Here is a 21,256-nt window from a genome sequence, read left to right on the forward strand (position 1 = left end):
GCGCCGGAGCCCCGACGGGGGTGGGTGGCTACCGCGTGCGCGAAACCAATGGTGCGGATATTGCAACTCATTGGTCAGTATCGAGGTGCCGCCGGGAACTTTGAAGCGGATTGGTGCAACTTGCGTGATGGGCGTCCTATGGAAGTTTATCTAGCGCAACCGCGCGGTTTCTGCGCGGGCGTGGTGCGGGCGATCGAGATCGTGGAACGGGCGCTGGAGAAGTTCGGCCCGCCCGTCTACGTGCGCCACGAGATCGTGCACAACAAATACGTGGTCGAGAGCCTGAAGAACAAGGGCGCCATCTTCGTCGAGGAGCTGTCCGAGGTTCCGCCGAAGGCGGTGACCGTTTTCAGCGCCCATGGCGTCGCCCGCAGCGTCGAGGAAGAGGCCGCCGCGCGCGACCTTCCGGTGCTCAATGCCACCTGCCCCCTGGTCACGAAAGTTCACAATCAGGGGAAGCGCTATATCACCAAGGGCCGCACCCTGATCCTGATCGGCCATGCCGGCCACCCCGAGGTCGAGGGCACGATGGGCCAGGTTCCCGCCCCCGTGCTGCTTGTTCAAAGCGTTGAAGAGGTTAACGCCCTCACGCTGCCGGCGGATACGCCAGTGGCCTACATCACCCAGACTACCCTGTCGGTGGACGACACCAGGGACATCATTTCGGCCCTTCAGGCCCGCTTTACAGATATTCAAGGCCCGGATATCCGGGATATCTGCTATGCGACACAGAACCGCCAATCTGCGGTAAGGGACTTGAGCAAGCTGGTCGACGTGATCTTGGTGGTGGGCGCTGCCAATAGCTCGAACTCGAACCGGCTCCGCGAAATCGGCACTGAAGCCGGTGTCGCGAGTTATTTGATTGCCGACGGCAGCGAGCTCAATCCGGAGTGGTTGAAAGATGCCAGGACCGTCGGCGTCACGGCCGGCGCCTCGGCGCCCGAGGTACTCGTGGATGACGTGATCGAAGCGATGCGGCGGATCGGACCAGTCAAGGTCCAGGTGCTGCCGGGCCGCGAGGAAAACATCGAATTCCGGCTTCCGGCCGAACTGGCTGCGAGCTGACCCACCCGAATTTCAAGCCCAGAAAGAAACGTGTAATGGCTATCCCCTTCTTCAAGGAAATGCGTATCGGCGGCTATTTGCTCAAGCAGAAACTGCTTGGCCGCAAACGCTATCCGCTCGTGCTGATGCTGGAGCCGCTGTTCCGCTGCAACCTCGCCTGCGTCGGCTGCGGCAAGATCGATTATCCGGATGCGATCCTGAACCGCCGCATGACGGCGCAGGAGTGCTGGGACGCGGCCGACGAATGCGGTGCGCCGATGGTCGCCATTCCCGGCGGCGAGCCGCTGATCCACAAGGAGATCGGCGAGATTGTGCGCGGCCTCGTCGCGCGCAAGAAGTTCGTCTCGCTCTGCACCAACGCGCTGCTGCTCGAGAAGAAGCTCGATTTGTTCGAGCCCTCCCCGTATTTGTTCTTCTCCGTGCATCTCGACGGCCTGAAGGACCATCACGACAAGGCGGTGTCGCAGAAGGGCGTGTTCGACCGCGCCGTCTCCGCGATCAAGGCGGCCAAGGCGCGCGGCTTCACGGTCAACGTCAACGCCACCATCTTCGACGGCCATCCGGCCGAGGAGATCGCGAAGTTCCTCGACCTCACCGTCGAGCTCGGTGTCGGCGTCTCGATGTCGCCGGGCTACGCCTATGAGCGTGCGCCGGACCAGGAGCACTTCCTCAACCGCACCAAGACCAAGAAGCTGTTCCGGGACGTCTTCGCGATGGGCAAGGGCAAGAAGTGGAACTTCATGCATTCCGGCCTGTTCCTCGACTTCCTCGCCGGCAACCAGGAATACGAGTGCACGCCCTGGGGCATGCCCGCGCGCAACATCTTCGGCTGGCAGAAGCCCTGCTATCTGCTCGGTGAAGGCTATGCCAAGACCTTCAAGGAGCTGATGGACACCACCGACTGGGAGACCTACGGCACCGGCAAGTACGAGAAGTGCGCCGACTGTATGGCCCATTGCGGCTACGAGCCGACCGCGGCGACCGCAGCGCTGAACAACCCGCTGAAGGCGATGTGGGTGTCGCTGCGCGGCGTCAAGACCTCTGGCCCGATGGCGCCGGAGATCGACATGAGCAAGCAGCGCCCGGCGCAGTACATCTTCTCGGAGCAGGTCCAGAAGAAGCTCTCCGAGATCCGCAAGGACGAGGCCGCCGCCGCGCAGGAGAAGGCCGCACGGAAGGCCTCGACGGCCGCGTAAGGCGAGAAACAGCACCACGAACGAAAAAGGCCCGGTCGCCATCGCGACCGGGCCTTTTCTTTTGTCAGATCGAGACGCTCAGACTGTCTCGGCGACCAACGCCTCGCTGTCGACCAGCTCGGTGCCGATCAGGAAGTCGCGGCAACCGCGCAAGGAGCGCAGCGCGCGGTTGAAGTCGATGCCGGTCGAGACCAGCGCATGCAGCGTCGTCGGGTTGCGCACGATGCCGCGCAGCACGGCCGCGAGGTCGATCTGGCCGTTCGGCTTGATGGCGGCGCGGGCGAGCGCCGGCAGCGCGCGATGGGCGGGGTCGCTGATGACGCGGACCGCGGCAAAGGGCAACCCGGCCTCGGCGGCATAGGCGGCCGCGATGTGGCTCTCCATGTCGACGGCGGAGGCGCCGGTCTCCGAATGCAGCGCCGCCTTGCAGGACCGCCCGGTGACCACTTCCTCGGCGCCGGCGAGGCTGCCGCGCACCACGCGGCGGCGCCCTGACGTGAGGCGGTCGATCAGGTCGTCGCCGAGCGATAGGCCAGCGGCCCAACGGGTGTCGCCTGACAGCACCTCGGTCGCCAGCACGACGTCGCCGGAGCGCAGCGTCGGGTCGAGCCCGCCGGCCACACCGAACGAGATCACGCCGCGAATCGTCTCAGGATCCACCACGGTCAGGAGCGCCCGCAACTGGGTCGGGCTGCTGGACGAGCAGATGACGGCCATTCCGGGGCCAGCCGCGATGCGGGCCTCCTGAACCAGACCGGTCACAATGAGTATTGGCCGCGGATCAATGGCATTGCCCGCGGTAAGATAGTCCCCCGTCCCCAAAGTCACATTCCGACCCCTACCACCCTGCTGTTGGTGTTCCGCAAGTTCCGGTACCGCGCCAGCGCCCACAGCGGGAAGAACTTCGAGTAACCATGATACCGTAGATAGAATACACGGGGAAAGCCTGTGGCGGTGTACCGCTGCTCGTCCCACAGTCCTTTTTCGTTCTGTGTTGCAATCAGGTACTCCACCCCGCGGGCGACGGCCGGGTGATCAACCTCGCCTGCCGCCATCAGGGCAAGCAAGGCCCATGCCGTTTGCGAGGCGGTCGAGGGGGCGGCTTCCCAGCCCTTGTAGTCCAGCCGGTAGCTGACGGCGTCCTCGCCCCAGCCCCCGTCCTTGTTCTGGATCGAGGCCAGCCAGTCGGCGGCTTTCCGAATCATCGGGTCGTCGTGGCGGACGCCGGCCATGTTCAGGGCGCAGAGCACCGACCAGGTTCCATAGATGAAGTTCATGCCCCAGCGGCCGTACCAGGACCCTTCCGGGTGCTGGGTCTTGCGGAGGTAGGCGACCCCGTCGGCCACATGCTTGCTGGTCTTGGCGGTCTCGCCGAGCTGGGCCAGCATCGAGACGCAGCGCGCGGTGACGTCCTCGGTCGGCGGATCTAGCAGTGCGCCGTGGTCCGAGAACGGGATGTTGTTCAGGTAATATTCGAGATTGTTGACGTCGAAGGCGGCCCAGCCGCCGTCGTCGCTCTGCATCCCCTCGATCCACTCCCGGCCGCGGTCGATCGCGGAATCATAGCCAGTTGCACCGTGCTCCCGTCGCATCCGGTCCATCGACATCACCACGACCGCGGTGTCGTCGAGATCAGGGTAATAGGCATTGTTGTACTGGAACGCCCAGCCGCCCGGGCGGACGTCGGGCCGCTTCACGGCCCAGTCGCCCTTCACCTCGAGCTCCTGCTTCGGGATCAGCCAGTCGAGGCCTTGCTTCGCCGCAGGCACCGCCTTGTCGCCGCCGGCTTCCAGCAGCGCATGGGCGGTCAGCGTCGTATCCCACACCGGCGAGACGCAGGGCTGGCAATAGGCCTCGTCGTCGCCGATCACGAGCAGCTTGTCGATGCCCCGGCGCGTGACCGCGCGCGGCGGATAGTTCTCGTCCTTGCCGAGCGCGTCGTACATCATGACGAGGTTGGCCATCGGCGGATAGATCGCGCCCATGCCGTCCTCGCCGTTGAGCCGCTCCTCGCTGAAGGCGAGCGCGGTGTCGATGGCGCGCTTGCGCAGGCTCTTCGGAAACAGCGGCTCGATGACGCGCAAGATCGCATCGAGCGAACGGAACAGCAGGAACCAAGCCATGCTCTGGTGCGGCGCCTTCGCGGTCATGCCGATCGAGCGCGGATCCTGGAGAAACAGCTCGTCGATGCCGACGCCCTTCGGATTCTTCGCGCGCGGCTTCAGCGCGGCGATCACCATCAGCGGCACCATGGTGGTGCGCGCCCAGTAGGAGATCTTGTTGATGTGGAACGGCGACCAGAACGGCAGCAGCATGATCTCGATCGGCAGCACCGGCACCGCGCGCCAGGTCACGATGCCGAACATCGCGAGCATGAAGCGCGTGAAGACGTTGCTGTGAATAGCGCCGCCGCGGGCGTGGATCGCCTCGCGCGCACGCACCATGTGCGGGGCGTCGATGGAATCCCCGATCATCTTCAGCGCGAAGTACGCCTTCACGCTGGCGCTCATGTCGAACTCGCCGTCATGCACGAGCGGCCAGCCGCCATGGGCGCCCTGCACGCGACGGAGATAATTGCCGATCTTGGCCTCGAGCACGGTGTCGACCGGCTCGGCGAGATAGTGGCGCAACAGAACGTATTCGGCCGGAATCGTGCAGTCGGCCTCGAGCTCGAACACCCAATGGCCGTCGGATTGCTGGAAGCCGAGGACGCCTTGCGTGGCTGACGCAATGCTCGATTCCAAGATCTCCGATTCCGAGATCTTGGATTCCTTGGCTTCGCGGGCGGTCGCGTTCACGGAATCCATCTGGCTCGATTACTCCGATAGTTAATTTGAATTGACCGGGACAAATTCCCGTCAGGGCCGCTGTGCGGCCAGCACCAGATCGGCGGCGCGATCACCGGACCGGACCGATCCCTCGATGGTTGCAGGCAATCCCGTAGCAGTCCAGTCGCCGGCGAGGAACAGGTTTTTCAGCGCGGTGACCGGCCCCGGACGCAGGGCATTCTGCGCCGGCGTGGCGGCAAAGGTGGCGCGCCGCTCGCGCACGATCTGCCAGGGAGGCAGCTCGCCGGAGACGCCGCCTGCCTCGCAGACATCGTTCCAGATCGTCTGCGCGAGTTCCTCGCGCGGCATGTCGACGAGACGGTCGCCGTTGCTGATGGTCACCGAGAGCCGGTTCGGAAACGCGAACAGCCATTCCACGATGCCGCCGATCACGCCCAGGATCGGCGCCGAGCCCGGCGGCGGCTCAATACGGAAATGCGCATTCACGATGGCGCGGAATTCGGTCGGCGTCTTCAGGCCCGGCAGCAGGCTGGCGGCGGCACGCGGCGGCACCGCCATCACGACGACATCGCCGTCGGCGAGCTGGATCACGTCCTCGCCGCCGAAATTCAGCGCGCCGGCCTTGCCGTCACTGGTCACGAACGCGCGCAGCTCATGGCCGAGCTGAACCGAGTGGCCGCGCTCCTGCAAGAACTTCACGGCGGGCTCGATCAGCACGGCGCTAAGGCCGTCGCGCGCGATCAAGGGACGGCAAGCCTGTCCGCCGGCAAGCAGCGTCTCGCGCACGATCGCGCCGGCGAGCCCGGCCGAGCCCTCGGGCGGATCGACGTTGAGCGCGGCGAGCAGCAGCGGCTGCACCAGGCGCTGATAGAGCACGCCTTCGCAAGGAATGGACTTGCCGACCAGCGTCTCCTCCGAAGCCCAGATCAGCGGCGCCAGCTTGAGATAGTCGGTGAGGCCCGTGTCGGGAACGCGGCGGCTTTCGTCGAGCACCCAGGTCGGCAGCCGGCCGGTGCCGAGATCGATCTGCCAGCGCTGCCCGGTCTTGATATCGACGAAGGGAAACTGCGCGCTTTCAGGGCCGACCAGGCCCGCCTCGGTCCCGATCGAGCGCGCGTAGGCGCGCGCATGGCTGTTGCCCGACAGCAGCAGATGATTGCCGTTGTCGATGGTGAGGTTGGTTGCGCCGTCGAAATAAGAACGGCAGCGGCCGCCGGCCTGGCGCGTCGCCTCGTGCACGGCGACCTTGAAGCCGGCATTGGCGAGCCGCACGGCGGCGGAGAGGCCGGAAATTCCAGCGCCGATGATGTGAGCTGTGTTTTGCATCAGATGAAAGCGTAACGGAGCAGGATCAGGATGCGTGTGACCTTCGACACACGCACCGGCTCGCGCGGCGCGTTGAAGCCGCGCGCGATCAGGAGGTCCAGAATGGAATGATAGTATTTCGACATGATCCGCGGCGCACGCACGGTGCGGCGCTTGTTGCGGTTCATGATCTCGTCCGACTTCTCGAAATGCACCTTCGCACGCTGCGCCAGCGGCAGGCAGACCTTCGGCAGCGCGCGTTCGGCGATGACGCGGTTCGGGTCGTTGGAGGTGATGCCGGCATGCAGCAGCGCTTCGCGCGGCAGATAGAGCCGGCCGAGGCCGGCGTCCTCGTCGATGTCGCGCAGGATGTTGGTGAGCTGGAGCGCGCGGCCGAGATGATAGGCGAGCTGGATGCCGTCCTCTTCGGGCAGGCCGAACACCCGCACCGACAGCCGCCCCACGGCGCTGGCGACCCGATCGCAATAGAGATCGAGCGTCGCCATGTCGGGCGCGCGGATGTCCTGCGGCACGTCCATCTCCATGCCGTCGACGATGGCCAGGAAATCCTCGCGCTTGAGCCCGAAGGTCTTCACCGAGGCGACGTAGTCCTTCAGCCGCGGCGGCGGATTGCCCTGATAGAGCGCGTCGATGTCGGTGCGCCACGCCTGAAGCGCGGCGAGCCGCTCCTCGCGCGGGCCGTCGGAATCGGCGATGTCGTCGACCTGCCGGCAGAAGCTGTAGATCTGGAACATCGCTTCGCGCTGGTCATGCGGCAGGATGCGCATCGCGGCGTAGAACGAGCTGCCGGATGCGGTCGAGCCATAACTGGCGCCGGGCGAGGTCGCCTCAAGCGTCATGTGCAGTCCCCGGTCTGGAAATGGCCTTGCGTCCGATCGCGCGGCGGCCGACTTCGCCGATCATGCCGGCGAGGCTGAAGGTGAGGAGCTCGAACTTGTTGAGATGCACGCGCTCGCGCAGGGGATCGCGCACCTTGAGCAGGCGCACGATGCGGTCGGCATAGGCCTGGATCACCGCGACGTCGATGCCGAGGCGGAAATCCCGGATCTCCGCAGCTAACGACCTGCCCTCGTCGAGCAGCGCTTCGTTGCGCACGGCGAGCGACTGCAGGCAGGCCAGCATCGCCGGCGGCGACTGGGCAAGGCCGAGCTGCTCGACCGAGGCGCCGCTCGCGGCCAGCGCATCGCGCGGCAGATAGACGCGGTTGAGCTCGCGAAAATCCTTGCCGCAATCCTGGAGGTGGTTGTTGATCTGGAGCGCCGCGCAAAGCGCGTCCGACGCGGCCCAGGTCGAGGTGCTCTCGCCGTGGACGTCGAGCATGAAACGGCCGACCGGCATCGCCGAGTAACGGCAATAGTGGATCACCTCGTCCCAGTTCTCGTAGCGCAGCTTGGTGACGTCCATGCGGAAGGCGATGAGCACGTCGAGCGCGTGGCGCGGCGCCATGCCGCGCTCGGCCAGCGCGCGCCGCAAGACGACGGCTTCGGCCTGGGTGTCGCCCTTGCCGAGCAGTTCCGCCTCGAGCAGGTCGAGATAGGCGAGCTTCTGGTCGCCTGGCAGCGTCGCGTGGTCGGCGATGTCGTCGGCAGTACGGACGAAATTGTAATACGACAGGATCAGCGCGCGATGACGCGGATGAATGATCCAGGACGCGACGGGAAAATTCTCGTCGCGGTCACCCTTGCCGGATCGCAATTCGCTCGCAGAGGTCATCGAGGGCTGGTTTACAATCGTTTGGACAGGAAGAGCTTTTTCGCTCGCGCGGGCTCGTGCCGGCGATGCCGCCGCGGCCCCCATATAGGGGAATACGGCCGCAAAACCAATCCTGTCTCTCGAAGGCTGCCCTGCGGATCCGGCCTGAAAAAGGCGGCCCCGGGGCCGCCCTTGTGGGCCAGTGGCCGAGCTTACTGGTTGTGGTTCTTCAGAACCTGGTCGCAGGCCTGCGAGATCTTGGTCCGGTTCTCCTTCAGGCAGGCCAGGATGGTGAAATCGCCCTGATCGATGACCGGACGGCAGAACTTCTGCACATCGCGCGTGCAGGCCTTCTGCTCGGAGTCCGTGCCACGCCCTTGCTGGGCAAATGCCGCCGTGGAAAGGGACGCCGACAGCAGGGTGAGAGCGACGAGAAGCTTACGCATTGTATTCCTTCATTCTGACGGCAGAATCGCACCAATCCCGGACAGCACAGGGCGGACGACCGGAACGGAATGTTCTGATGGCAAGTCGCCGCGGAGCGTGCGGCCTCGGAGAAGGCACAAGCACTGGCAAATGCGGCCAAATTGGCGCCACACCCACCAAATCAGGTCTTCCCTGCGCCTTCATTGGCAGATGTAAGAGGTTGATACTACGTCATAATTCAGGCGGCCCGCATTTTGCTGCACGCCTGTTGCAGAGCTGCATCGCTCAACCCCTCCGTTTCGGCCGGAAACATGCCGAAACATGGGAAATCGCAGCCGCCGGGCATGGCGCAAGGCCTCATGAACCGCCATCTCTGGCGGCCAGGCTTTGAACCTGACACGGGCTCGAAGCACTAAACCTTCGATGTGGCGAGACGTCCCGATCTTGAGCGGACGTCGTTCCAAAACGGGATATTTGTGATGAAATTCTTTGGGCGATCTGGACTGGCAATCAAGGCGGCCGGCATCGGGGCGGCGCTGCTCTTCTCGGTTTCGGCAAGCCACGCACAGTCGTCCGGACCGTTTGCCGGTTTTGACGGCGCGTGGACCGGCACCGGCACGGTGTCGCTGTCCGACGGCTCCACCGAGCGCATCCGCTGCAAGGCCGACTACAAGGTCGCCGGCAGCGGTCTCAACCTGAAGCAGGCGCTGCACTGCGCGTCCGACAGCTACAAGTTCGACCTCACCAGCGACGTGACGAGCCAGGGCGACCGCATCTCCGGCAACTGGAGCGAGGCCAGCCGCAACATCTTCGGCAATCTCCAGGGCACCGCCGGCGGCGGCCAGATCGAGGTGTTCGTCGAGGCCAACGGCTTCGCCGCCAACCTGTCGCTGCGCACCAACGGCACCAAGCAGACGGTGCAGATCAGCTCCAAGGGCGAGATCCGCGGCGTCAACATCACGATGACGAAGGGCTGACGCCCTTCCCGCGTCGAGAGGAACACGCCCCCGGTTCTCGCGAGCCGGGGGCTTTTTGCTGACATTGTTGCGGACATGGACCCAATTCGCAGACATCTGCTCAAGGCCGCCGGCCTTATCGCCGCCAGTCGCGCCTTCGCAAATGACCAGCAAGGAACGAGCATGCAGCCTTCGTCCGTGAAACCACGTCACGTGCTCTGCTTCCTCGGCAAGGACGACAGCCTGCTGCAGCCACCGAAGGCGGTGGCCAGGACGATCGCGGATTTCAACTTCGAGATCGACCGCACGTATTCGCAAGCCAAGCCCGATCCGCACATGGAGCGGTCGTTCGGCGTGTGCTGGGACCGTGTCTTTCCCAATGCATGGTCTGCCGCCGACGAAGCAGCCGTGGCCAACCACAAATCGGTGCTCTACGTGCTGAGCCCGCCGATGGACCAGCAGAAGACGGTCGCCTATTCGGCAGCGGCCTTGCGCATCGTCGAGGAGATGATCGAGGCCGGTGCCACCGCCGTGAAGGGCGAAAGCGCAGGCGTTGCCCACGGGCTTGCGCGATGGCGCAGTCTCGCCGATCAGGCACGCACAGGCGCAAAGACCAGCGAGGGCCTCGGCATGACGCTCGCCCTCGCGAAGGCCTGTCGTCTTGCCTTCGCCAAGCGCCCGCTCGGCGGCGATCGCTATTACGAGACCGTCGGCTATCACCTCCCGGTTTGCCGGAGGTCTATGTCGCGAAATCGCGCGGCAACGAATGGTCCGCGGTGATGCTCATGGAGGAGATCGCAAACGCGATGGCCGAGCGCGGCATCGACGCGACGCTGCGCGATCGCAAGCTTACGCTCTCGCGGGAACAGGACTACGCCGAGGACGACTTCAAGTTCAACCCGTACGGCATCATCCGCATCGAAGCCTGAGCACAGGGCAGCGTTCGCCGCCCCGCGCTTAGATCGCGCGCTTGTCCGCGCCCTGAAGCTTGGCGTGCAGGTTGATCAGCCACATCGCCGTCGGCCGCAGGATGAAGAGGTCGGCGACGAGGGCCATGACCATCGAGAAGGCGCTGAGCCAGCCGAACAGCCGCAGCGACGGCAGGTCGGAGAACACGGTGACGACGAGGCCGCAGGCCAGCACCACCGTGGTCAGGATCAAGGCCGGTCCGACCAGCACGGTCGCCCGCTCCACCGCGAGCGCCGAGCCGACGCCCGGCTTGCTCTCCAGCCTCAAGCGATTGAGGAAGTGGATGGTGGCGCTCAATCCCAGGCCGAACGAGACGGTGAGCGCGACGACGCTGGCGAATTGCAGCCCCTCGCCCATCGCCCACAGCACCGTCCCCGACATCACGACAGGGAAGATGCCCGGCAGGATGCAGGCGAACATCACCACCCAGGAGCGGAAGGCGAGGCCGATGAAGATCGCGACCAGTGCGAATTCGACGGTGAGCCCGCGGTTCAGCTTCTCGATCATGCTGGCGGAATTGCGCGCCGCGATGGCGGCAAGGCCCGTCACCGCGACCTCGTAGCCGGGATGCTTCTTGCGGACGGCGTCGAGCTCGGAATCGAGCTTGTCCACGATCGGCAGGAGTTGGCTGGAATCCTTGTCCGGCACGCGGCCTGCGACCACGACCGCATCCTGCTCGGCGTCGATGAACCGCCGCACCAGATGCTCGGGAATGACGCCGATATATTCCTTCAGCGTCGCAACGTCGGCGCTGCCGGCCTTTTCCGCAAGCCAGCGGCGCAGGGTCTCGACCGACCAGACGTTGCCGACACCGGCCGCCTTCTCCACGGTCGCATGCACGTCGGCGATCGTCTGCAGCGTCTCCGGCGAATAGAGCGATTCACCCTTGGGGAACTGGACCAGCACGTTGACCGGGTTGGCGCCGGTGAGCTTGGCGTCGAGCCGGTCGCTGGCGGCGACCGCCTGGCGCTTGTCCGGCACCTGGTCGGCAAGCCGGTAGCGGGGCTCCAGATTGGCGTAGATGACGCCGAGGCCGCCGACGAACAGCACCGCGATCAGGCTGAACAGGCCTGGCCGGCCGACCATGCGCACCGCGATCCAGTAGCAGAAATTGCGTAGCGCCTGGACGCCGGCGTCCGCCCCCTGGAACTTGACCGCGAAGACCTTCTCGTTGCGCACGAACAGCACGCCGAACACCGGCACCAGCGACAGCACCGCGACCAGCGCGATGATGGTGGCGGCGAGCCCCGCCTCGCCGAACTTGCGGATCAGGTCGGAGCTGGAGAACTGGAGCGCGATGAAGGAAATACCGGCGGTGCCGTGCGTCAGCACGCAGGCGGGTCCCACCACCAGCACGGCGTTCTTGAACGCGGTGAACTTGTCCTGGCCCGCGATCAGCCTGTCGCGCGCGGCGAAAGTCAGCTGCATCGAGTCCGAGAAGCTGATGACCATGATGAGCGGCGTCATCACGTTCAGGAACATGTTGAGATTGAAGTTCGCCCAGCCGAGCGCGCCGAGCGCCAACAGGATCGCGATCATCGGCGGGAACGCGGCCGCGATCATGAACGAGATCTTGCGGAAGAAGATGATGGCGATGACGCAGCCGGCGAGAATGCCGAGGATGTTGTAGGTCAGCCCGTCGCGCTCGACCGCGTTGCGGATCTCGAGCTGCATCACCGGCACGCCGGAGAGCTGCACGTTGAGCCCGGTGTCGCCGAGATCCTCCTTCATCAGCGCGCGGATGTCGGCGACGGTCTTGGTCAGCTTGCTGGAGGCGACCACCTCCGGATCGAGCGACAGCACGATCAGGGCCAGCGTGCCGTCCTCCGACAACAACTTGCCGCGGATGATCTCGTTGTTCTTGACGGTTTCGATGAACTTGTCATAGGCCGCGCCCTCGGGCAGCTCGGGCGGGAACAGCGCCGCCGGCAGCTTGCCCGGCGCCGGTGCCTGACGCGCCGAGAACAGCGAGACGAGGCCACGCGTGCCCTCGACCAGCTGCATGTCGGTGATGAAGTCGCGCAGCTTCTCGAGGTTGTTCCGAGCCAGGAGGTTCTTGCCTTCGACCACGACGAGGACGTCGAACTCCTCGGCCGGAAACTTCTTCGTCACCTCTTCGTACTGGTGGAATTCGCGGGTGTCGGAGCGGAACAGCTGCGACAGCGAATCGTCGATCTTGATCCGGTGGATGCCGAATACGGCGCCCACGATCAGGACGAGCAGGACGATGCAGGAGACGATCGGCGCCCGGACGGCGATCAGCCCGATGCGCTCCAACCCGAAGGCGATGGAGGACGCGGGTCCCTGCTCGACCTTGTCGACATGAACCTCACTCTCGCTGTGCTTTTCGAGCATGCCTTATCCAGTTCCTAAATCGGCTCGGTCTGTGAGCTTATTGCGCTCCGCGAACGGCTTGAAAACGCCATACCAATGGGAGGCTTGCCCCTTGAAAATGCGCGGAAAATCGCCGCGAGGGGTTTAGCAGGTCCATAGCCTCCCTCGCAAGCAGGCGAAGTGTGGCCAAATCGATCAAGATGTAGCGATTTTGCCGGAATGCCCGTTATTCGGGCAAGGACGTGCCAATTCGACGCGGCGCCCGGTCCGCGCTCTCGTCTTTCAGCGCGACGCCGGTGACCTCCCTTGCCAGCCCCTCCCGGAGGAGCCAGGCGATCTTGAAGGCGGCCTCGTCATAGCTCAACCCAGCGTGGTGGATGTTCGACACGCAATTGCGCTCGGCATCGGTGCGGCCCGGCGTCGGCGCGAAGGTCAGATAGGCGCCGAGGCTGTCGGGCGCGGACAGGCCGGGTCGCTCGCCGATCAGCGTCACGACCATGCGCGCGCCGAGAATGGCGCCGATCTGGTCGCCGAGCGCGACGCGCGCGCCGGAGGCGACGACAACATGGCCGAGCGCGACAGCATCGTCGGCTGCGAGCAGCGGCAGCAGGCGCGTCACCAGCGCCACCGCATGGGCGTGGACCGCCGCCGCCGACAGGCCGTCGCCGATCACGATCGCAAGCTGGCATGGCCTTGAGGCAATTCGCGCCAGAGCCTCGATTGAGCCGGCATCAAGCTGCCGCCCCAGATCCGGCCGCCGCAGATAGTCCCTGCGGTCGGCCGCCTGGCTCCTCGCCTCGGTGACGGCGAGGCCGAGCGCACCGAGATCCGCGAGCAGCCGCGGTACGTCGAAGACTGCATGCACGGCATCGCGGGCCCGGGCGTGGTCCAGCGTGAAGTCGAGCAGCGCGCGTGTCGGCACGCTTGCGCCGCTGCGGCCGAGCGCAACGCGCGCAGGCGTGAACGACCGCAGATCGAGAGTCGGGCGGCGCGGGACGGCCGGATCAGACATGTTGCGTCATTCGGCGGGAACGGAAGCCTCGCGCAGCCGGATCGAATAGTTCGAGGCGTTCTGCTTGCCGCTGGAGGCCGCGCGGGCAAAGGTGATGAGATGGTGCGCGATCAGGGTGCAGCCGATCAGGCCTTCGAGGTCGCCGCGCTTGATGCGACCCAACGCGAACTTCCAGAACACGCGCCTGTAGTCGCCGAGCACGCCGACCTTCCAGAAGATGTTGCGCAGCATGACGAGACCGCGCCTGATGTTGGGCCAGGTCTTCATCTCGTCCGCCACCGGCATCTTGAGACGATGAGGATAAACGTGGTCGCATTGATACTGGAAGCGCGCGAACACCTTCTCGGGCTCGTAGGCGACGCCCATGGCGTGCTTCCAGGATGCGACGACGTCGTCATAGGGCAACAGGAAGTCGACGTTGGAATCGCGGCCGTCGTCCTCGATCAGGCGCCCTTCCCGCTCCAGACGGTCCCACAGCGGCGTCTTCGGCAGCGCCTGGAGCAGGTTGATCGTGAGCAGCGGAATCCGGGACTCCTCGACAAAGGCGAGCAGCGCCTCCGAAGTGTTCGGCTTGTCGGTGTCGAGCCCCATGATGATGCCGGACACCACCTCCATGCCGTAGGAGTTGATGGTGCGCACGCCCTCCAGGATCGGGACCATCATGTTGTGGTCCTTGTGCATCGCCTTCAGCGCATCGGGATCGGGCGTCTCGATTCCGCAGAAGATGGTGATGAAATAGGCCTCGCGCATCTTCTCCAGGATCTCGGGGCGCTTGGCGATGTTGAGCGTCGCCTCGCAGGCGAGCCGCACCACGTAGCCGGTCTTCTTCTGCCATTCGATCAGATGCGGCAGCAGGTCCATCGCCGCCTTGCGATTGCCGATGAAATTGTCGTCGACGAAATAGACCGTGTCGGTCATGCCGCATTCGCGCAGGCGATCGAGCTCGGCGATGATCTGCTCCGGCGACTTGATGCGCGGGTTGCGGCCGTAGAGGCCGGGGATGTCGCAGAACTCGCACTGATAGGGACAGCCGCTTGAATACTGGATGCTGCCGAGGAAGTATTTCTTCACGTCGGCAAGCTCGTAGGCCGGGATCGGAAACTCCGTCATCGGCACCCGGTCCTTGGTGGTCAGCACCACCTGGGTCTCGGGGCGCGAGATGTCGCGCGACAGAATCTCGATCAGCTGGTTGGTGGCGTCGCCGAGCTCGCCGACATGCAGATAGTCGAAGGACGGATAATAATCCGGGCAGGCGCTGACGGAGGGCCCGCCGAGCGCAACCGGGAGATCGAATTCATGGGCGCGGCGGCAGATGTCGTTCATCTGCTGGCGCTGGATGTGCATGCCGCTGACGAAGACGACTTCCGCCCAGCCGAACTCCTCTTTCGTGGTGCGGCGCAGGTTCTCGTCGACGAATTTGACCTGCCAGTCCTCGGGCAGATAGGCCGCGAGCAGCAAAAGCCCCTGCGGCGGCATGAAGGCGCGGACGCCGTCGGTCAGCGGATAGGAATGCTCGAACGTACCGAACGACGATGTGTAACGCGGAAACACGCAAAGAATCCGCCGCGACGTACCGTTGCTTTCAGCTCGCATCAAAGCTCCCCCGCCACGCTCGACCTGGTTGCGGAAATTGCCAGCCAGACACATAGCGTAATGCTGTCGCCGGAATTTCTCAATATTGTGGCGTGAGCTTAATTCCGAGAGCGGCCAATGGTTTCCGGGGGCGAGCTGGCGCCTCCCTCACCTCAGGCGATCAGCCGGGAGGCAAAATCGGGCAGCAGGCCTGCATCGCCGGCAAGGCGGAAATCGGCGCCCACGATGCCCGACTGCGCCAGCCAGTCGTCGAATTCCGGCGCGCGGCGCAAACCGAAGACGTCGCGGACATAGAGCGCGTCGTGAAAAGACGTCGACTGGTAATTCAGCATGACGTCGTCGGCGCCGGGGACGCCCATGATGAAGGTGACGCCGGCGGCGGCGAGCAGCGTCAGCAGGTTGTCCATGTCGTCCTGGTCCGCCTCGGCGTGGTTGGTGTAGCAGATGTCGACCCCGAGCGGCAGGCCGAGCAGCTTGCCGCAGAAATGGTCCTCCAGCCCCGCCCGGATGATTTCCTTGCCGTCGTAGAGATATTCCGGGCCGATGAAGCCGACCACGCTGTTGACCAGCAGCGGGGCATAGGCGCGTGCGACCGCATAGGCGCGCGCCTCGCAGGTCTGCTGGTCGACGCCGTGATGGGCATTGGCGGACAGCGCCGAGCCCTGGCCGGTCTCGAAATACATCACGTTCTGCCCGACCGTGCCGCGCCGCTGCGACAGCCCGGCCTCCTGCGCCTCCCGGAGCAAGGCGAGATCGACGCCAAAGCTACGGTTGGCGGCCTCGGTGCCGGCGACCGACTGGAAGACGAGGTCGACCGGCACGCCCTGCCCGATCAGCGACAGCGTCGTCGTGACATGGGTGAGCACGCAGCCTTGCGTCGGAATCTTCAGCCGCGCGATGATCTCGTCGAGCAGGCGCAGCAATTGGGCGATGACGGTCGGGTCGTCGCTGGCGGGATTGATGCCGATGCAGGCATCGCCGGCCCCCAGCAGGATGCCGTCGAGGATCGAGGCGGTGATGCCCCTCGCGTCGTCGAACGGATGGTTGGGCTGGAGCCGCGTGCTCATCCGCCCCTTCAGCCCGATGGTATTGCGGAAGGCGGTGGTCACCTCGCATTTCCGCGCCGCCAGGATCAAATCCTGGTTGCGCATCAGTTTCGAGACCGCGGCCGCCATTTCCGGCGTGATACCGGGGGCGAGCTTGCGCAGGATCTCGGGCGTCGCCGCGTCCGACAGCAGCCAGTCGCGGAAGGCGCCGACCGTGAGCGAGGCCACCGGCGCAAAGGCCCTTGCGTCATGGCTGTCGATGACGAGGCGGGTGACCTCGTCGGTCTCGTAGGGGATGAGCGCTTCCTGCAAGAACTGTCCGAGCGGAACATCCGCGAGCGCCATCCGCGCCGCGATCATCTGCTCGGCGCTGGGAGCGGCAATTCCGGCCAGCCGGTCGCCGGAGCGCGGCGGCGTCGCCTTGGCGAGCAGGTCGCGCAGATCCGGGAAGGCATAGGTCGTGGCGTCGATGGTATGGCGGTAGACCAAGGTCCCCTCCGGGGGTTCGTCGGCCAAAGGCCGACTCCAGGACTATCCTGAAACTATACCTTCGGATCAAGACGCTGAAATAACTTACCTTTCTTTCGACCAAGGACGAAGGCGCGTTAACGCCGCGTCCATCTTCGTTCTGCATAGTTTTGCATAGATTTTTACACGACCGCGCTCACCGGCCGCCTCAGGCCATTCGGGCCCCTGAAAACCATGACCATCGACCAATCTGGGAATGCCGCCGGCCTGGCCGGCCGCTTCACGCTTGCCACCAAGCTCTATGCGATCTTCGCGCTGTTCGCACTGCTCACGGCGGCGATTGCGATGCTGTCCGACTACAACAGCCGCCGCAGCGCCGACCTGATCAGCGCGATCGAGACGGCGAACGCGGCCGCGCTGAACGTCGAGCGCGTCAACTCGCTGGTCTATGCGGTGGTGATGGAATCGCGCGGCGTCTACATGTCGACGGAGCCTGCCGTCGTGAAGAAATACGGCGAGGGCCTGCTCAAGTTCAACGCGCAGATCCTCGACGTCGTGAAGCGCTGGGAAACCATCGTCAGGGACGACGATGCCGAGCAGTTCGCCACCTTCAGGAAGCGCATCGAGCAGTTCGTCGAGTTTCGCAAGGAGCTGGTCCGCCGCGGCGTCGAAATCAATGCGGCCGCGGGCCGCGAATGGGGCGACAACGACGCCAACCGCGCCGTGCGCTCGGCGCTGAACAAGGATCTCGAGGCACTGTCCAAGGTCTATGCCGAGCGCGGCAAACAGATCGCCCGGCAGACCGAGACCAACCGCACCCTGTCCTTCGTCCTGACCAGCCTTGCCGGCGTGGCGCTGGCGCTCGTCGTGATCGGCATCGTCATCATCGCCCGCTCGATCGCCCGGCCGCTCGCCTCGATCACCGCCACCATCAAGCAGGTCGCCGATGGCGCCGAGAACGTCGTGGTGCCGTACGGCAACCGCGCCGACGAGATCGGCGGGCTGGCCCGCGCGATCCAGATCTTCCAGGACGCGATGGGGCGCAACCGCAACCTCGCCTCGCAGGTCTCGCAGGATTCCGCCGCGCGCGAGCAGCGCGCCCGCCATATCGAACGATCCGTCGAGGAGTTTCGCGACGCGATCGGCGCGATCATGCGCGGCCTCGGCGACAACGCCTCGGTCATGCGCGAGACCGCGCAGACCATCACGCGCGTCACCGCGGATGCAAGCAACCGGGCCGGCATGGCCGCAAACGCCAGCCAGCAGGCCTCGCACAACGTCACGGCGGTCGCAGGCGCGGCCGAGGAGCTGTCGGCCTCCGTCGAAGAGATCGGCCGGCAGGTCCGGCAGAGCGCCGGCGCGGTCGAGCAGACCGGCCAGCGCACCGAGAAATCGATCTCGGAGATCGAGAGCCTCGCCGCCGCCACCCAGCGCATCGACGGCGTGCTCAACCTGATCCAGGCGATCGCAGAGCAGACCAATCTGCTCGCGCTCAACGCCACCATCGAGGCCGCCCGCGCCGGCGATGCCGGCCGCGGCTTTGCCGTTGTCGCGCACGAAGTGAAAGCGCTCGCAGGCCAGACCGCCAAGGCGACCGCCGAGATCGGCGAGAACGTCTCCATGATCCAGGCGTCCACCCGCAACGCGGTCGATGCCGTGCGCGAGATCGGCGGCGCGGTGCGCGAGATCAACGAGGTCACCTCGGCGATCGCCGGCGCCGTCGGCCAGCAGGACCAGGCCACACGCGAGATCTCGTCCAACGCGCAAAGCGCCGCCCAGGGCAACGAGACGCTGGTCGCCAACATCACCTCGCTGCGCGACGCCATCGGCGAGACCGATACGGCGGCATCCTCCGTGCTGACCGCGGCGAGCAGCCTGACCGCGACCGCGGAGACGCTGTCGCGCGAGGTGGAGAAGTTCTTCCAGAACCTGCGGTCGGATGCCCGCGCCGCCAGGGCGGGATAGCGGCGCGTTCGCCGCCGTGAAGCCGGCGGGGGCATGCCCCAGACAAAAAACGCGAAAACAACCCCATGCACAGTAGCCGGGGACAGTTTTTTCAATAGCTTGGCCGGCGGCGCGACACTGTGCGGATTTTACGAAGTCGATTTGACTCGTCGGGCAAAACACCGGCATGATGTCACCATGGCGGCGGTGCAGTTCGCCGAACCGTACCCTTCCGCCCTGAGGGTCGATCTCTTCGTCTACGATCCCCGCGAGAAGACCATCGAGACGTTTCCACCGTCCCGAACGGCCGTGCTGTGCCTCTTTCGGGTATGACGTTCAGCCAACCGGTCCGGGGATCCAATCGTCGCCGGAAAGCGGCCTGACTGTTACGTCGGGAATGACCCCGAGCTCCAGGCTCGGATCGAAATGGCGCATCGTCCGCTCATTGAGATCAATGATGCGGCCAGGCCTGAGCGGCCCCACGTCGTTTATCTTGACGATGACCTTCTTGCCTGCGGCCTCGACGAGAGCATATTTCGGCCGAGCGCCAAATTGGACCCCACCAAATTTCTGACGCAAACTCGTCTTGATGGCGGCCGTCCACAGCGAGGGATCATAACGCTCGCCCGAGGCTGTGCTTGGGCCGCCCTCCTCCTTGCCGGGCTTGAACGGATTGTACATGGATGCTGCGCCAACGATCGCATCCCCAGAGGCGGCATTGACGATAGCGCTTGAGTGAGCTCCACCCGTTTCACTTCGAGCAACGGTAACAGAAACGGCAAGCGCAACCACGGCGCCGCAAATTGCGGCGCTCGAGCGGAACACCATTATATCTCCTTTGATTTTCTCGATCGTCCGGTTCCGGATGCCGCAAGACATGGACAAGCGAACGCGGAAGCGTTCAGGAACTTGCGCCAATCTTTTGCGGATTCGAGCCAACCCCTGGCTACGGAACCGTTGTGGGAACCAGAGCGGTCCCACGGAGTGTTTTAATTCTCGCCGTCTAAGACAGGGATTGCGTCAGCAGAATGACCGACGAGAGCGACGCGCGACCGTGTGATTACGGCGGTAAAAGTGCGCAGTATCGAGCTTGCAATCCCGAGGAGTCCCGTGAAGGGATCGTGCAGCTCCAAAATCAAGAAGATGCGCGCAGGCAAACGACCGCGCGCATACAAACAACGAGATCGCGACGACCTGGAGGTATTGACGCGCTCCCAGCTTTGGAGCCGCCGAAAGGGTTAAGTCTTTAGCGTGCAAATATCGTGTTGCTGGTTGGTCGATAGCATCCGAAGATAACGCATTAGGCCGAAACCGTCGTCAGGCGGAGGCCCCGCGCACGCAATGCGCCGCAGGCAAGCTACAGGAGTACTGTTTCGGCCCATCCCAACCGAAGAGGAGGCACGACCATGAAATTCGCAAGATGGATTTTCATCGCCGCCCTTTCGATGTGCGCCACAACGGCGAACTCTCCGGCCACCATCGCAGCTGAGCCGAACGGCAGGATTACGATCTTGTATGACGCGTTCGGCGCCGATCCAGCAATGACAAAGGACTGGGGTTTCTCCGCGCTGGTGGAAGTCGCAGGAAAGCGCATTCTCTTTGACACTGGAGATAACGCCGAGATCTTCGAGAAGAATGTCAAGGCGAAGGGGGTTGATCTTACCACGCTCGATTTCGTCGTTCTCTCCCATCGTCACGCCGATCACATGGCTGGATTGAGTCATGTCCTGAGTGTGAACCCGAAGATCACGATTTACGCACCCAAGGAAGGATTTGGCATCTACGGTTCATCGCTCCCCTCGACGTTCTATCGCAAGGACGACTCCCTGCCCGAGGAGATGCGATACTACAGCGGAAAACCGCCGAAAATCATGGAGTTCGGCACCGCCTGGCCCACTGCCAACTTCCAATTGATCGATCAGACGACGGAGATCATGCCGGGCATCACCCTGATCGCTCTGATCTCCGATCTTCCCGGGACGAAGGAACTCAAGGAACTTTCTCTTGCCGTGAACACGCCGGATGGTGTGGTTCTTGTGGTCGGCTGTTCGCATCCCGGAATCGAACGCATCGTAGAGGCCGCAACAGTCATCAATCCGAAGATTCATCTCGTTGCCGGCGGCTTCCACCTTGTGGTTGCCACCGACGACGCCATCGAGAAGATCGTGATCGCCCTCAAGGACAAGTTCCGGGTCGAGAACATTGCCCCCGGTCACTGCACGGGTGAACCGACGTTTGCGGCGCTGAAGAAGGCATTCGGCGCGCGATACATCTATGCCGGTCTCGGCACATCGCTGGTTATCGGGCCCGACATCAATTCCAACGTCCGGCGTGGCGAGGCGCCGGCGCTTGACGATTTCGCGGTCTATCGCAAGCTTGCCAGTCGCGAAGACTGATTTCCCGCGGAAGAGCGGCGCTGCCATCGGCCGATCAAGTCGAA

At 64.5% G+C, this 21,256-nt stretch carries 17 protein-coding genes and 1 pseudogene; 7 read left to right on the top strand and 11 right to left on the bottom strand.

Going from position 1 to position 21,256, the window contains the following annotated elements:
• Positions 1-138 precede the first annotated feature (138 nt).
• Both ispH and hpnH read left to right on the top strand, forming a co-directional pair.
• Positions 139-1,065, top strand: coding sequence for a 4-hydroxy-3-methylbut-2-enyl diphosphate reductase (ispH, locus tag ACVWW6_RS37205; protein WP_011085791.1), 927 nt, complete (start codon positions 139-141; stop codon positions 1,063-1,065).
• A gap of 35 nt (positions 1,066-1,100) precedes the next feature.
• Positions 1,101-2,261, top strand: coding sequence for an adenosyl-hopene transferase HpnH (gene hpnH, locus ACVWW6_RS37210; protein WP_011085790.1), 1,161 nt, complete (start codon positions 1,101-1,103; stop codon positions 2,259-2,261).
• A 78-nt stretch (positions 2,262-2,339) separates the two neighbouring features.
• Here the strand turns inward: hpnH and ACVWW6_RS37215 are convergent, their stop codons facing one another.
• The 6 genes from ACVWW6_RS37215 to ACVWW6_RS37240 form a co-directional block, all read right to left on the bottom strand.
• On the bottom strand, positions 2,340-3,089 hold the full coding sequence (locus tag ACVWW6_RS37215; RefSeq protein ID WP_028172326.1) for a phosphorylase: 750 nt from the start codon (positions 3,087-3,089) through the stop codon (positions 2,340-2,342).
• On the bottom strand, positions 3,086-5,068 hold the full coding sequence (gene shc / locus ACVWW6_RS37220) for a squalene--hopene cyclase (protein ID WP_304565872.1): 1,983 nt from the start codon (positions 5,066-5,068) through the stop codon (positions 3,086-3,088). Before shc ends, ACVWW6_RS37215 begins: the two co-directional genes overlap by 4 nt.
• Before the next feature lie 51 nt (positions 5,069-5,119).
• A complete protein-coding gene (gene hpnE / locus ACVWW6_RS37225; RefSeq protein WP_456682503.1) occupies positions 5,120-6,376 on the bottom strand; it encodes a hydroxysqualene dehydroxylase HpnE in 1,257 nt (418 codons plus the stop codon).
• Positions 6,376-7,215 (bottom strand): presqualene diphosphate synthase HpnD, encoded by an 840-nt coding sequence (gene hpnD, locus ACVWW6_RS37230; RefSeq protein WP_011085786.1) that lies wholly within the window; start codon positions 7,213-7,215, stop codon positions 6,376-6,378. The genes hpnE and hpnD overlap by 1 nt, the downstream gene beginning before the upstream one ends.
• Positions 7,205-8,089, bottom strand: coding sequence for a squalene synthase HpnC (gene hpnC / locus ACVWW6_RS37235; RefSeq protein WP_456682504.1), 885 nt, complete (start codon positions 8,087-8,089; stop codon positions 7,205-7,207). The genes hpnD and hpnC overlap by 11 nt, the downstream gene beginning before the upstream one ends.
• A gap of 191 nt (positions 8,090-8,280) precedes the next feature.
• Entirely contained in the window at positions 8,281-8,514 is a 234-nt protein-coding gene (locus tag ACVWW6_RS37240; protein WP_028172330.1) for a hypothetical protein, read from the bottom strand.
• Between the two features lie 459 nt (positions 8,515-8,973).
• Here ACVWW6_RS37240 and ACVWW6_RS37245 point away from each other — a divergent pair, with 459 nt between their 5' ends.
• Both ACVWW6_RS37245 and ACVWW6_RS37250 read left to right on the top strand, forming a co-directional pair.
• The gene (locus ACVWW6_RS37245) at positions 8,974-9,471 is read left to right on the top strand and encodes a hypothetical protein (protein ID WP_027544089.1); all 498 of its coding nucleotides are present in this window, start codon (positions 8,974-8,976) and stop codon (positions 9,469-9,471) included.
• 75 nt (positions 9,472-9,546) lie between these two features.
• Positions 9,547-10,379: pseudogene (locus tag ACVWW6_RS37250) on the top strand (hypothetical protein).
• A gap of 28 nt (positions 10,380-10,407) precedes the next feature.
• Here ACVWW6_RS37250 and ACVWW6_RS37255 read toward each other — a convergent pair.
• From ACVWW6_RS37255 to ACVWW6_RS37270, 4 genes are all read right to left on the bottom strand, one after another.
• The gene (locus tag ACVWW6_RS37255) at positions 10,408-12,774 is read right to left on the bottom strand and encodes an efflux RND transporter permease subunit (RefSeq protein ID WP_011085781.1); all 2,367 of its coding nucleotides are present in this window, start codon (positions 12,772-12,774) and stop codon (positions 10,408-10,410) included.
• Positions 12,775-12,979: 205 nt separating this feature from the next.
• On the bottom strand, positions 12,980-13,765 hold the full coding sequence (eutC, locus tag ACVWW6_RS37260; protein ID WP_271558440.1) for an ethanolamine ammonia-lyase subunit EutC: 786 nt from the start codon (positions 13,763-13,765) through the stop codon (positions 12,980-12,982).
• A 6-nt stretch (positions 13,766-13,771) separates the two neighbouring features.
• Positions 13,772-15,358 (bottom strand): B12-binding domain-containing radical SAM protein, encoded by a 1,587-nt coding sequence (locus ACVWW6_RS37265; RefSeq protein WP_028172333.1) that lies wholly within the window; start codon positions 15,356-15,358, stop codon positions 13,772-13,774.
• A gap of 152 nt (positions 15,359-15,510) precedes the next feature.
• Positions 15,511-16,893, bottom strand: coding sequence for an ethanolamine ammonia-lyase subunit EutB (locus ACVWW6_RS37270; RefSeq protein ID WP_456683224.1), 1,383 nt, complete (start codon positions 16,891-16,893; stop codon positions 15,511-15,513).
• Positions 16,894-17,106: 213 nt separating this feature from the next.
• Here ACVWW6_RS37270 and ACVWW6_RS37275 point away from each other — a divergent pair, with 213 nt between their 5' ends.
• Positions 17,107-18,837: a methyl-accepting chemotaxis protein gene (locus ACVWW6_RS37275; RefSeq protein WP_060911133.1), complete on the top strand. Its 1,731-nt coding sequence runs from the start codon at positions 17,107-17,109 to the stop codon at positions 18,835-18,837.
• Positions 18,838-18,870: 33 nt separating this feature from the next.
• Positions 18,871-19,149 carry a hypothetical protein gene (locus tag ACVWW6_RS37280; RefSeq protein ID WP_456682505.1) on the top strand — a complete coding sequence of 93 codons (279 nt, stop codon included), beginning with the start codon at positions 18,871-18,873 and terminating at the stop codon, positions 19,147-19,149.
• 3 nt (positions 19,150-19,152) lie between these two features.
• On the opposite strand, the gene ACVWW6_RS37285 is transcribed toward ACVWW6_RS37280, so the two are convergent.
• On the bottom strand, positions 19,153-19,644 hold the full coding sequence (locus ACVWW6_RS37285) for a septal ring lytic transglycosylase RlpA family protein (RefSeq protein ID WP_011085776.1): 492 nt from the start codon (positions 19,642-19,644) through the stop codon (positions 19,153-19,155).
• 578 nt (positions 19,645-20,222) lie between these two features.
• Here ACVWW6_RS37285 and ACVWW6_RS37290 point away from each other — a divergent pair.
• Positions 20,223-21,212 (top strand): MBL fold metallo-hydrolase, encoded by a 990-nt coding sequence (locus ACVWW6_RS37290; RefSeq protein ID WP_456682506.1) that lies wholly within the window; start codon positions 20,223-20,225, stop codon positions 21,210-21,212.
• Positions 21,213-21,256: the final 44 nt, after the last annotated feature.

The organism is Bradyrhizobium sp. USDA 3311, from assembly GCF_054062495.1.

What these genes read in the sequence shown, in the direction of transcription:
- ACVWW6_RS37245 (WP_027544089.1), top strand. Translation starts at nt 8,974, where the DNA reads ATGAAATTCTTTGGGCGATCTGGACTGGCAATCAAGGCGGCCGGCATC.
- hpnD (WP_011085786.1), bottom strand. Translation starts at nt 7,215, where the DNA reads ATGACGCTTGAGGCGACCTCGCCCGGCGCCAGTTATGGCTCGACCGCA.
- ACVWW6_RS37285 (WP_011085776.1), bottom strand. Translation starts at nt 19,644, where the DNA reads ATGGTGTTCCGCTCGAGCGCCGCAATTTGCGGCGCCGTGGTTGCGCTT.
- ACVWW6_RS37255 (WP_011085781.1), bottom strand. Translation starts at nt 12,774, where the DNA reads ATGCTCGAAAAGCACAGCGAGAGTGAGGTTCATGTCGACAAGGTCGAG.
- eutC (WP_271558440.1), bottom strand. Translation starts at nt 13,765, where the DNA reads ATGTCTGATCCGGCCGTCCCGCGCCGCCCGACTCTCGATCTGCGGTCG.
- hpnH (WP_011085790.1), top strand. Translation starts at nt 1,101, where the DNA reads ATGGCTATCCCCTTCTTCAAGGAAATGCGTATCGGCGGCTATTTGCTC.
- ACVWW6_RS37240 (WP_028172330.1), bottom strand. Translation starts at nt 8,514, where the DNA reads ATGCGTAAGCTTCTCGTCGCTCTCACCCTGCTGTCGGCGTCCCTTTCC.
- hpnE (WP_456682503.1), bottom strand. Translation starts at nt 6,376, where the DNA reads ATGCAAAACACAGCTCACATCATCGGCGCTGGAATTTCCGGCCTCTCC.
- ispH (WP_011085791.1), top strand. Translation starts at nt 139, where the DNA reads ATGGAAGTTTATCTAGCGCAACCGCGCGGTTTCTGCGCGGGCGTGGTG.
- ACVWW6_RS37265 (WP_028172333.1), bottom strand. Translation starts at nt 15,358, where the DNA reads ATGCGAGCTGAAAGCAACGGTACGTCGCGGCGGATTCTTTGCGTGTTT.
- hpnC (WP_456682504.1), bottom strand. Translation starts at nt 8,089, where the DNA reads ATGACCTCTGCGAGCGAATTGCGATCCGGCAAGGGTGACCGCGACGAG.
- ACVWW6_RS37280 (WP_456682505.1), top strand. Translation starts at nt 18,871, where the DNA reads ATGCCCCAGACAAAAAACGCGAAAACAACCCCATGCACAGTAGCCGGG.
- ACVWW6_RS37290 (WP_456682506.1), top strand. Translation starts at nt 20,223, where the DNA reads ATGAAATTCGCAAGATGGATTTTCATCGCCGCCCTTTCGATGTGCGCC.
- shc (WP_304565872.1), bottom strand. Translation starts at nt 5,068, where the DNA reads ATGGATTCCGTGAACGCGACCGCCCGCGAAGCCAAGGAATCCAAGATC.
- ACVWW6_RS37275 (WP_060911133.1), top strand. Translation starts at nt 17,107, where the DNA reads ATGACCATCGACCAATCTGGGAATGCCGCCGGCCTGGCCGGCCGCTTC.